This window comes from Sulfitobacter guttiformis (assembly GCF_003610455.1).
GTDB classification, from domain to species: Bacteria; Pseudomonadota; Alphaproteobacteria; order Rhodobacterales; family Rhodobacteraceae; genus Sulfitobacter; species Sulfitobacter guttiformis.
Window position 1 is genome coordinate 1,142,673 of record NZ_RAQK01000002.1, and the last position, 11,850, is coordinate 1,154,522.

An 11,850-nucleotide genomic window follows, 5' to 3' on the forward strand; every position below is an offset into this window, starting at 1 on the left:
GCAGCAGAAATACACGCAGGAAGAGAATGACACTATTCTCGACAAACATTTGTAACGGAACTGACATACAGAGCGTCTATTAACTGCTTGCGACATTAGTCCAAATGCGTAACCCTAGCTCATCAATCAAAAGAGAACGCATATGTAATGTGCGATTCCAACGGGGAGAATAATACTATGAACACCGATCTGAAAACGCTGAGCGCAGCCGTCACAGAGGGTCTGATGACCCGCCGTGACTTTGTTGCTCGCGCCGCAGCCCTCGGCGTGACAGCCGCTGCTGCAAACTCGATGCTCGCACGTTCCGCCGCTGCTGACGGCCATGGAACACCTGTTGCAGGTGGCACCTTCCGCATGGGTCTGTCGGGTGGCGAAAGCACAAACACACAAGATCCGGCACTTTGGGCCTCTCAGGTCCCGCTCGCGATCGGCCGTCTCTGGGGTGAAACGCTGGTGCGTGAAACCTCCGATGGGGGGATTGAAGGTCTGGTCGCAGAAAGCTGGGAAGGCTCCGACGGCGGTAAAACATGGCGCTTTAAAATTCGCGATGGCATCACTTTCTCGAACGGGCAGCCGGTTACAGCACAAGATGTTTTGCGCACAATGGAGCGCCACTCGAACGAGGATTCCAAGTCAGGTGCACTGGGCATTGTAAAGAGCATCTCGGGCATGCGCACGGATGGCGATGATATCTTCGAAGTAACATTGGAACTCGGCAATGCCGACCTTCCGGTGCTGATGGCCGATTACCATTTGATGATCCAGCCAGACGGTGGTTTCGGTGACGAAAATGCGGCAATCGGTACCGGCGCTTATGTCATGGACGAATACGAGCCGGGTGTGCGCGCAACTGCAACACGGCGCGAAGGTTACTGGGGCGGCGATCAGACCGTCACTGCCCACTATGACAAAATCGAAGTAATTGTTCTGAACGATGCAACAGCGCGAACAGCCGCGCTGCAATCGGGTCAGGTCGACAGCATCAATGCGGTTGATCCCAAGATTGCCAAATTGCTGGACCGTGCGCCAACCCTGACTGTGCGCAATGTATCGGGCCGTGGCCATTACGTGTTCATCGCGCATGTAGATACTGCACCCTTCGACAATCTGGATCTACGTCTCGCGCTTAAATACGCGATCAACCGTCAGGAGCTGGTCGACAAGATCCTGCAAGGGTACGGCAGCATCGGGAACGACATGCCAATCAATGCAGCCTACCCGCTGTTTGACGACACAATCCCGCAGCGCGAGTTCAGCATCGAAAAAGCCGCCGAGCACTATAAAAAGTCCGGACACGATGGCAGCCCGATCATCTTGCGCGTCGCTGACGGTGCCTTCTCGGGCGCTGTGGATGCCGCATCGCTGTTCCAGCAGACTGCACAGGCCGCCGGCATACCGCTCGAGATCAAGCGTGAGCCGAATGATGGCTACTGGTCCGAAGTGTGGAACGTGCAGCCCTTCTGTGCCTCCTATTGGGGTGGACGTCCCGTGCAGGACCAGATGTATTCCACAGCATATTTCTCGGAAGCCGACTGGAACGATACCCGCTGGAAGCGTGAAGAATTCGACGCGATGCTACTCGAAGCCCGCTCGGAGTTGGACGATGCCAAGCGCAAGGAAATCTACTCCCAGATGGGCCGGATGCTGAACGAAGAGGGTGGAGTGATCCTGCCGATGTTCAATGACTTCATTGATGCTGCTTCCAACGACATCGCAAACTACAGCGTTGATCCGAACAGCCCGCTGATGAACTACTACGCGTTCAAGCACACGTGGAAGTCGGCATAACACCGTGCATCCTATTGTAAAATTGGTGGCCCAGCGCTTAGCGCTGGGCTTTCTTCTCCTTCTTGCCGCGTCAGTCCTAATCTTTGCGGGCACTACCATGCTGCCCGGTGATGTAGCGCAACAAATTCTCGGACAGGGTGCGACCCCGACGGCGCTTGCGAACTTGCGCGCCGAGCTTGGGCTGAATGATCCCCCTGTTACCCGCTATCTGGCCTGGTTGGGCGGCGTCCTGCAGGGCGACCTTGGCACGGCATTAACCAATGGTCGCGACATTGCCGACAGCATTGGCGGGCGTCTCAAGAATACCATGTTCCTTGCTTTCTGGGCGGCCGCAATCTCGGTCCCGCTGGCAATTTTTCTCGGTCTGCTGGCTGTCCGCTACAAAGACAAATGGCCGGATAAACTGATTTCAAGTGTGACGCTCACGACCATTTCGATCCCTGAATTCATGATCGGTTACATCCTCGTTTACTGGCTCGCTATCAAACTACGCTGGTTCCCTTCTGTGGCGATTATCAACGACTCGATGAACCTTCTGGAAAAGCTCAACGCGATTGCCTTGCCTGTCATGGTGCTGACGCTGGTGGTACTGGCCCATATGATGCGAATGACCCGTGCCGCGATCCTCAACGTGATGCAATCGGCCTATATCGAGACGGCCGAACTCAAGGGCTTGCGAATGCTCAAGATCATTCGCAAGCATGCCTTTCCCAATGCGGTAGCACCGATTGTCAATGTTGTGATGATCAACATGGCCTATCTCGTCGTTGGTGTCGTCGTCGTGGAGGTGGTGTTCGCCTACCCCGGTATGGGCCAGTATTTGGTCGATCACGTGGCGAAGCGCGATGTGCCAGTGGTACAGGCCTGTGGCCTCATATTTGCCGCCGTCTATATCGGGTTAAACCTGATCGCCGATATTGTCTCGATCGTTACAAACCCCAGACTGAGGCATCCAAAGTGAGTTCTTCACCTAAGATAGCAGCGCACCGCGATCATGCGTTTTCAAGGTGCGAAAGTGCCGCGCGGTGCCCACTCCTGAATGACGCCATTCCCACTCCGCCCTCAAACCGGAGCACTCCATTATGATCCGCATCCCCCCTGCTGCCCTTATCGGTCTGTTCTTTACGTCGGTGTTTTTCTTTTGCGCCATCTTTGCGCCCTTCATCGCCCCCTACGGCATGGCCGAAATTGTAGGCGATGTGTGGGAACCTTCCTCTTCCGAGTTTCTATTGGGCACAGATAGTATCGGGCGCGATCTTCTGAGCCGGATGATCTGGGGCGGACGCACAACTATCTTCATCGCCACCGCAGCCACTGTCCTAAGCTTCGCAACAGGCGCCACACTGGGCTTTTTTGCAGCAGTCTCGGGCGGCTGGGTGGATCAGGCATTGAGCCGGTTCATTGATCTCATCATGTCTATTCCTTCGCTCATTTTCGCGCTGGTGGTCCTGTCGGTTATGCCGACCACAATCCTTACGCTGATCGTCCTGATGGGGCTGCTCGACAGCACGCGGGTGTTTCGCCTTGCCCGTGCTGTAGCAGTCGACATCACAGTCATGGATTATGTCGAAGCCGCCCGCCTGCGCGGCGAGAAAACCGCATGGATTATCTTCCGTGAGACACTGCCAAACGCGCTTTCGCCTCTCGTTGCCGAGATGGGACTGCGCTTTATCTTTATGGTACTGTTCGTCTCGACGCTTTCGTTTTTGGGATTGGGCGTACAGCCCCCCAATGCGGATTGGGGCGGTATCGTAAAAGACAACAAAGAGGGCATTAACTACGGCATTCAGGCAGCGCTCTACCCTGCCTACGCAATTGCTGCGCTGTGCATCTCGATCAACCTGGTGGCCGACTGGATCCTGAGCCGGACCACCTCCTTGAAAGGCGGTCGCGGATGAGTGAACCCCTCCTCAAAGTACGCGGCCTGAAGATTGGCGCGACAGTCTATCCTCCCGGCGAAAAATCGCGCCATATCGATATTGTTCATGGCATCGACTTTGAGCTGGAGGCGGGCAAAGTGCTCGGCCTAATCGGGGAGTCCGGCGCCGGCAAATCAACCATTGGCCTGGCCGCTATGGCGTACGGTCGCGGCGGTGTCGAGCTGACGGGTGGCGAAGTCTGGGTTAATGGCCGTGATGTACTTCAGGCAAGAATGCCCGACAAGCGGCGCCTGCGAGGCGCCGAAGTCACCTATGTGTCCCAATCTGCTGCTGCATCCTTCAATCCGGCCAAACGTATCATGGAGCAGGTGATCGAGGCCGCGGTTGGGCAGGGAAAGTTCACAAAGCGCGAGGCCGAAGATCGCGCCGTAGCGCTGTTCGAAAAGCTGGGATTGCCCGATCCTGAAAATATCGGTTCACGCTATCCCCATCAGGTGTCCGGCGGTCAGCTACAGCGCTGCATGACGGCCCTTGCCCTGTGCCCACAGCCTGATCTTGTTGTCTTTGACGAACCGACGACCGCACTTGATGTAACCACGCAAATCGATGTGCTGGCGGCAATCAAAGACGCGATCCGCGACACCGGCGTGGCTGCCCTCTATATCACTCACGACCTCGCGGTTGTAGCGCAGGTCAGTGATCACATCATGGTGCTGCAACAGGGCTCTATGGTCGAATACGGCACCACGGACCAGATCATCAACAATCCGCAAGAAGAATATACCAAAGCGCTGGTCTCCGTTCGATCGATCAAGCACATCGAAAAAGAACCGACAGACACGCCAATCCTCAGGGTCGAAGGCATTACCGCACGCTACAAAGGCACGAATTTCGATGTTTTGAAGAACATCAACGTCGAGATACACCCCGGTCAGACACTCGCCGTGGTGGGTGAAAGCGGCTCTGGAAAATCAACACTTGCGCGGGTGATTACGGGGCTTTTGCCCCCCTCGAATGGCAAGATCGTCTTTGATGACCGCGTCCTGACGCCCGATCTTGCGACCCGTCCGGTGGAAGACCTGCGCGAGCTACAGATGATCTACCAGATGGCTGACACAGCCATGAACCCGCGCCAGACGGTCGGCACCATCATTGGCCGCCCGCTCGAATTCTACTTTGGCTTGAAAGGCAAAGCGAAACAGCAGCGTATTCAAGAACTTCTTGACGAAATCGAACTCGGTGAAGGTTTTCAGGATCGTTATCCCGCTGAGTTGTCGGGTGGACAAAAACAACGTGTTTGCATTGCCCGCGCATTGGCAGCCAAGCCAAAGCTGATCATCTGTGACGAAGTCACGAGCGCGCTTGACCCACTTGTAGCCGATGGCATTCTCAAACTGCTTTTGAAGCTGCAGAAGGTCGAGGATGTCTCCTATCTGTTTATCACCCACGATCTGGCCACGGTGAAAGCGATCGCAGACAGCATCGCTGTTATGTATCAGGGCCAAGTCGTCCGCTATGGCCCCAAATCAGAGGTCCTGTCGCCTCCATTTGACGACTATACCGATCTGCTGCTCAGCTCGGTGCCCGAGATGAAAATCGGTTGGCTGGAAGAGACAATCGCAAACCGTAAAATGGAGAGCGCGGGCAACTAACCGTTGAGAAGCTGGTGGTGCGTTGAACCTTTGGAAGTTAACCTTTCGTTATGCCCCGATTGGAGCAGAACATGAATTGTGTGCAAAACGCTGCGCGGGTACAATTGTGCGGCCGCTATAACAGGTATGGATAGATGAAAAGCAAACTCCTTCTGATCATTCTTGACGGCGTCCCCTACCGCAACTGGCGCCGCCTGTTCGGTAATTTGGAGGGGTGGGTCGACAGTGGCGATGCGCGCGTCTGGAAGATCCGCTCGGTGCTGCCCTCCATCTCTGCTTCGTGCTATGCGTCAATACACACGGGCGTGGCGCCGGCGGTGCATGGCTGTACCGGCAACGGCAATGTGTTCAGGCTCAGCCAGCCTGACGTTTTCTCGCAGGTGCGCGCAGGCGGCGGTGTTACAGGCGCCGTTGCACACAGTTTCTGGTCCGAGTTCTTTAACCGCCATCCTTTCGATTATGTCCGCGATATCGAATATGACGAACGTGACAGCCATACGATCAATCATGGCCGATTTCATACAATGACGGGCTATGGACTGAAGAACCAGATGACGCCCTCAGACGTGGATCTGTTCGCCACACTGAGCAATCTTTGTATGCGCTTTGATCTTAATTATGGCATGCTGCACACCTGCACCCTCGACAGTATGGGCCACCGGTTTTTTCATGATTGTCAGGAAATGGACCATGCCTGCTTTGTGATGGATGAAATGCTTGCGCCGTTTATTCCGAAATGGCGCGCCGCAGGATATGAAGTAATTGTCACTGCGGATCATGGGCAGGACGCCCGCGGCCATCATGGCGGGCGCGATCCCTTACAGCAGGAAGCAGCGCTTTATTACTTTGGTGATGCCGAAGGGCCGGATGAGGACTACGTCATTGACCAGCTTCAGTTGGCTCCGACTATTTTAAGCCGTTTGGGCGCCCCCGTGCCTGATACAATGAAGGCGGGAAGTTTTCTGCGCTAGGCCTCAGTAAGGCCAAGCCCCACCGACAATCGCGGCTGTAGCATCCGCCACACGGTCAAAGAATGCAGCGCCCCGCTTGCTCATGGTGCGTGCGCGCAGGCAGCCATGTACCAGCCCCGCCTCGTTGAACCACACGGCCTTTCCACCCGCCGCGATAATGGCATCACGGTAGCTTTCGCCATCACTCGCCAATGGATCGCATTGCGCCGTGACGATAACTGTCGGCGGAAGTCCTGTGAAATCACTGTCATGCAGCGGCGCATAGCGGGGATCGCCCTTGGGCGGTGGCGTACCTCCGGTTCGGATAGTCTGGTAAAAAAGCATGTCACGCGTTGTAAGCTCGGGCGCATTCGCATGCTCGACATAACTTCCTTTGGTAGGATCACCGCCCAAACCAGGATAGATAAGCATCTGACCTGCGACCTGCCTTCTTGAGTGATGTGTGACCGCCGCAGCGAGGTTACCCCCCGCACTGTCTCCTGCCACGAAAACAAGACCATCAAACGCATTCACAATCGCATCAAACGCCGCTTTTGCATCATTGTAGCACTGCGGAAAAACCGCTTCGGGCGCTAGCCGGTAATCAACAGAGATCACGCGCACCCCTGCCCGCGCGCACAACTCGGCGCAGACATCGTCATGGCTGTGCAATCCCCCAACGACAAAGCCACCACCGTGATAGTAGATCAGCGTCGCCGTGTGGGGGCCAATCTCATATCTGCGGCAGTTTACGCCGCCGTGCGCCTCGTCCCATGTCTGTACACCCGCAGGGCGACCAGTATGAAAAGCCGCACACATCCGGTCATAGACAGCGCGCTGTTCGGCAATGCTCAGATCAACCGCATTCGGGGGATAAAATGTGGCACCCTTAGCAATATAAGCCCGCACCTCGTCATCGAGGAGCAGGCCATAGTCAGGTGAATGGCTCAAGCAGCATCCCACTGGTTGATAAAGCCACCCAGAACCTCGCCCACGGCGGAAGCATCAGCGCCGTTCATAGCGATAATCGCGACGAGCCCACGCTTTTTATCGTCGATCACATGATCAACCCGTGCAGCAACGCCTGCCTTACCCAGCGCTTCGTCATAAACGCGGGTAATCGCGAGGCGGCGCAGATCGGGCTTGAAGATCTTGCCAACCGCGGTCTTGGGCAGCTCATCCATGATGGTGATATTTTTGGGCTGCGCGGCACGTTCCTTAACCTTCGAATTGCTGAAAGCCATCAGCTCCTCAGTCGTGACAGAGGCACCGGCGACCAACTCTACATAGGCGCAAGGCACTTCACCCGCATGGGCATCAGGCTGGCCAATCGCACCTGCGAATGCTACCGCCTCATGTCCCAACAGCGCCTCTTCGATTTCGGCAGGATCAATGTTATGGCCACCGCGAATGATCAGATCCTTCGCACGGCCCGTGATCCAGATATAGCCATCACTATCCTTGCGCCCCAGATCGCCTGTGCGCAGGAACTCCCCGTGATGGAACAAGTCCTTGTTCTTGTCCGCCTCGGTGTAGGTGTGGCCCGCAAAAACACCCGGACTGGAAATGCAAATCTCTCCCACTTCGTCGGTTGCAGCATCAACAGGGCCGTTTGGTGTATTGTTAATGATGCGCACGCGGGTATAGGGAAATTCGACCCCGACAGAGCCTACCTTCTTGATCCCGTCCGCAGGATTGCCTGAAACGATGCAGGTCGCTTCGGTCAGGCCGTAGCCTTCCAGAATTTCAACACCGGTGGCCTTCTCGAAACGGCGGAACAGCTCCATCGGGAGCGGGGCAGAGCCGCTGAAAGTGCTTTTTACCGTGCTGATATCAGCGTCCACAGGCCGCTGCATCATTGCGGAAATTGCCGTTGGCACCCCGATTATAAAGCTGATTTTCCAGCGCTCTACCAGCTTCCAGATGTTGTCGAATACACCCTCGCCACGGTAGCCCTGAGGCGTGGGGAAGACAGTATGCGCGCCGGCAGTCAAAGCCCCCATCAGGATAACGTGACAGGCAAAAACGTGGAACAGTGGCAGCGGACATAGAATGTTGTCAGTCTCGTCGAGCAAGATAGTTTTTCCAACCCAGCCGTTGTAAATCATCCCCGAATATTTGTGCTGGGCAACCTTGGGCATACCAGTGGTGCCGCCAGTATGAAAATAGCATGCGACACGGTCAATCTGGGGGTCTTCGAACTGCAACTTGGTCGGTTGCTTGGCCATCTCAGCGTTGAAATTCTTGTAGGTCGCCTGATTTTTGATTGTCAGTTTGGGCCGTATCAGCGGCACGATGATCTTTTTGAGACCGGTAAGGTAACGGTGCAGATCGACCTCGAGTACCGTCTTCACATTCGGCGCCAGCGCCACCGCCTCTGCGGTTTTATCAGCGACATCCGTCTTTGGGAACGGGCGCAGAGTAACCACGACCTTTGCATTCGTCTCCCGGAGGATAGAGCCGATCTGCTCGGCGTCCAGCAGCGGGTTTATCGGATTTACAATGCCCGCAATCGACCCGCCAAACAGGGTAATCGCGGTTTCCATGGCATTAGGCAGCACAAAGGCAACAACATCATCGGGACCGATGCCGAGACTGCGAAACAGATTGGCGGCTTGCACGGACTTATCATGCAGTTCCTGCCATGTCAGCGTCTCGGCAGGGTCTTTGGGCCCTGAGAACAGCTGATAGCTGATGGCGTTGCGCTTCGGAAATTTGGATGTGGTATCGGCCAGCAGACTATAGAGTGTCTTGTGCACATCGCGGTCTTCCCACGTGCTTTGAGCCTCGATAGCGTCACGGTCGATTATTCCAGAAAATCCCATGTGTCGTCCTCCCCTGTGCTGCCACTTTTTGTGACATGCGTAATTTGTCAAATGACGATGAACCGCTTGCGAATGAATTTCAAGCAAACCATCACATTAGACGTAGCGTTATGGGCGTCCCTGCCCAAACGTCAATTAACTAAAAGGGATATGAGGGCATCCCGCTCGTGCAGGAAGGGGCTGCACACCGGGTTTCTCACCGGAGTGCAGCAGACTGAGTTAGACCGCAGGAATGCGCAGTACCTGACCGGGATAGATTTTATCGGGATGCGTCAGCATCGGCTTGTTAGCCTCGAAAATCTTCTCGTAATGTGCGCCATTTCCAAGTGTCTTGGCGGAAATCGCCCAGAGAGTGTCACCCTTCTCAACGGTGTGGAACGTAGGCTCGCCCTCACCACCTGTCACATCGTCCTCGACCTGCGCCACGCCTTCGACATTGCCTACGGCAAGGATGACTTTTTCTCGCATTTCTTGTGAGGCGGCTTTTCCGGTAACGGTGACTTTGTCTCCCACAACCTTGATGTCCAAACCTTCGGCATCAAGGCCCAGCTCTTTTAGTTCGTCCTGCAATGCGGCGCCGGAAACTTCGGCATCATCACCACCGCCGAACACTTTTTTGCCGGCATCTTTTACGAAACTCCACAGACCCATTTTAATACTCCTTGAATGGATTGGTTTATGTGCAGAGTCTTTTACCCCCCGCACTCATTGCGCAAGAGGGAATTATTCAGCCGCAATGCCATCGGTAAATTGCAAGCGGGCCAACCGTGCGTAAAGCCCACCTTTAGCCACCAGCGCATCATGGGTGCCGGTATCGACAATATGTCCGGCTTCTAGCACCACGATACGGTCTGCTTTTTTTACGGTTGCCAGACGGTGCGCAACGATCAGTGTTGTGCGGCCAGCGCTCAATTCCTCAACCGCTGCCTGCACCGCACGCTCGCTTTCGGCATCTAGCGCACTCGTAGCCTCGTCCAGCAAAAGCACAGGGGCCGCGCGCAAAATGGCGCGGGCAATCGCTATGCGCTGCTTCTGGCCACCCGACAGCATCACACCCCTCTCTCCCAGATAGCTGTCATACCCTTCTGGAAGTGCTGCAATGAAATCATGTGCGGCGGCAGCGCGCGCTGCGGTTTCGATTTCGGCATCGGTCGCTTCGGGACGACCAAAGCGAATGTTTTCGCGGGCGGAAGCGGCAAAGATAACAGGGTCCTGTGGAACCAGCGCGATTTCGCGGCGAAAGGCATCTCGGGACAGATCACGAAGATCCACACCGTCAAAGGTGATGCGCCCTGACTGCGGATCATAGAAGCGCAATATCATCTGGATAATTGTTGTTTTACCCGCACCCGAGGGACCGACAAAGGCTACGGTTTCTCCCGGCTTAATCTCGAGCGTAATCCCGTCCAATGCTGCCGTTTCGGGCCGCGCCGGATACCGGAAGCTGACATTCTCGAAGCGGATATGTCCCTGAACCGGCTGAGCGAGAATTTGCGCAGCGGCAGGATCGTTCACGGGGTCCTGTGTTTCCAACAGGTCAACCAAACGCTCGGTAGCTCCCGCAGCACGCTGTAGCTCTGACCAGATTTCCGACAGGGCGGCAACGGCGCCTGCAACCATTACAGCATAGATCAGGAACTGGATCAGCGCGCCCACAGTCATTACCTCTGCACGCACATCGCGCGCACCGATCCACAACACGCCGACCACGCCAGAAAACACGAGAAAAATCACAATCGACGTCAGATAGGCCCGCGTACGGATACGCCTGCGCGCGGCCTCGAACGAATTTTCGGTCATATCTGCAAACTGCTTGCGGCTCGCACTCTCGTGGGTGAAGGCCTGTACCGTTTGTACCGCACTCAAACTCTCGGAGGCATTGCCGGACGAGGCCGCGATCCAGTCCTGATTCTCGCGGCTAATCACCCGAAGACGGCGACCCAGCACCAGAATTGGAACAACCACCAGCGGCACAATCAGTAAAACCAGTCCCGCCAGCTTGGCCGAGGTCAGCAACATCAGGATCAAACCGCCAACAAATGTTAGAAAATTTCGCAACGCAATCGAGATACTCGAACCGATGACACTCAGAATCAAGGTGGTGTCGGTGGTAATCCTGCTCAAAACTTCACCGGTCATGATCCGCTCGTAGAACACGGGGCTCATCGAGATTACGCGATCAAACGTGGCCTTGCGGATGTCTGCGACCACTCTCTCTCCCAGCCGCGTCACCAGCGCGTAGCGCAGCGCAGAGCCGATAGCCAACAGACCTGCAATCGCCAATGCGGCTATGAAATACTGATCCAACAGCGCTTCTTCACCCACATTGAAGGTGTCGATTACGCGGCGGACGGCAAGCGGCAGCGCGAGAGAAATCATCGCAGTGGCCACCAATGCGGTCAAAGCTGCGGCCATTAGAATGCGATAAGGTCGCAGAAACGGAACAAGTGCGCGTAATGCCCCGATCTGGCGCGAGGTCGCGCGTTCTTCGGTGGCCGAGGGAGGGGGCGTGGAAGCATCCGCCATGCGCTGTCCTTTACAAAATCTTGCACCGCTTAGTGGCGCGCAGACTGCGCAGGGTCAAGCGCTGCACTGTCGCATCAGTCTTGGGGAAGTTTTTGGAGCGGGCGGAGGGAATCGAACCCTCATCTTCAGTTTGGAAAACTGAGGTCTTAACCATTACACAACGCCCGCGCTGATGCTTGGGTATGACATCACCGGCGGAGCGTCAAGATGGAGCGACGTTAGATTTGCA

9 protein-coding genes and 1 tRNA gene are annotated in these 11,850 nt (G+C 55.7%); 5 read left to right on the plus strand and 5 right to left on the minus strand.

The genetic code is table 11. The features are described 5' to 3' along the window. Positions 1–177 precede the first annotated feature (177 nt). The 5 genes from C8N30_RS18095 to C8N30_RS18115 all read left to right on the plus strand — a co-directional run bounded on the left by C8N30_RS18095 (position 178) and on the right by C8N30_RS18115 (position 6,291). A complete protein-coding gene (locus C8N30_RS18095) occupies positions 178–1,788 on the plus strand; it encodes an ABC transporter substrate-binding protein (protein ID WP_025061377.1) in 1,611 nt (536 codons plus the stop codon). Positions 1,789–1,792: 4 nt separating this feature from the next. Then, the gene (locus C8N30_RS18100) at positions 1,793–2,749 is read left to right on the plus strand and encodes an ABC transporter permease (RefSeq protein ID WP_025061376.1); all 957 of its coding nucleotides are present in this window, start codon (positions 1,793–1,795) and stop codon (positions 2,747–2,749) included. Positions 2,750–2,870: 121 nt separating this feature from the next. Next, the gene (locus C8N30_RS18105; protein WP_025061375.1) at positions 2,871–3,686 is read left to right on the plus strand and encodes an ABC transporter permease; all 816 of its coding nucleotides are present in this window, start codon (positions 2,871–2,873) and stop codon (positions 3,684–3,686) included. After that, positions 3,683–5,320 (plus strand): ABC transporter ATP-binding protein, encoded by a 1,638-nt coding sequence (locus tag C8N30_RS18110; RefSeq protein WP_025061374.1) that lies wholly within the window; start codon positions 3,683–3,685, stop codon positions 5,318–5,320. The genes C8N30_RS18105 and C8N30_RS18110 overlap by 4 nt, the downstream gene beginning before the upstream one ends. Before the next feature lie 134 nt (positions 5,321–5,454). Then, on the plus strand, positions 5,455–6,291 hold the full coding sequence (locus C8N30_RS18115) for an alkaline phosphatase family protein (protein ID WP_025061373.1): 837 nt from the start codon (positions 5,455–5,457) through the stop codon (positions 6,289–6,291). A gap of 3 nt (positions 6,292–6,294) precedes the next feature. Here C8N30_RS18115 and C8N30_RS18120 read toward each other — a convergent pair whose 3' ends face one another. From C8N30_RS18120 to C8N30_RS18140, 5 genes are all read right to left on the minus strand, one after another. After that, positions 6,295–7,221 (minus strand): alpha/beta hydrolase, encoded by a 927-nt coding sequence (locus C8N30_RS18120; RefSeq protein ID WP_025061372.1) that lies wholly within the window; start codon positions 7,219–7,221, stop codon positions 6,295–6,297. Further along, positions 7,218–9,095 carry an acyl-CoA synthetase gene (locus C8N30_RS18125; protein WP_025061371.1) on the minus strand — a complete coding sequence of 626 codons (1,878 nt, stop codon included), beginning with the start codon at positions 9,093–9,095 and terminating at the stop codon, positions 7,218–7,220. Before C8N30_RS18125 ends, C8N30_RS18120 begins: the two co-directional genes overlap by 4 nt. A gap of 219 nt (positions 9,096–9,314) precedes the next feature. Then, a complete protein-coding gene (gene lysM, locus C8N30_RS18130; protein ID WP_025061370.1) occupies positions 9,315–9,746 on the minus strand; it encodes a peptidoglycan-binding protein LysM in 432 nt (143 codons plus the stop codon). Positions 9,747–9,818: 72 nt separating this feature from the next. Beyond that, positions 9,819–11,621, minus strand: a complete 1,803-nt coding sequence (locus tag C8N30_RS18135; protein WP_025061369.1) for an ABC transporter transmembrane domain-containing protein — start codon at positions 11,619–11,621, stop codon at positions 9,819–9,821. A gap of 93 nt (positions 11,622–11,714) precedes the next feature. Further along, positions 11,715–11,789 (minus strand) — tRNA-Gly (locus C8N30_RS18140). Positions 11,790–11,850: the final 61 nt, after the last annotated feature.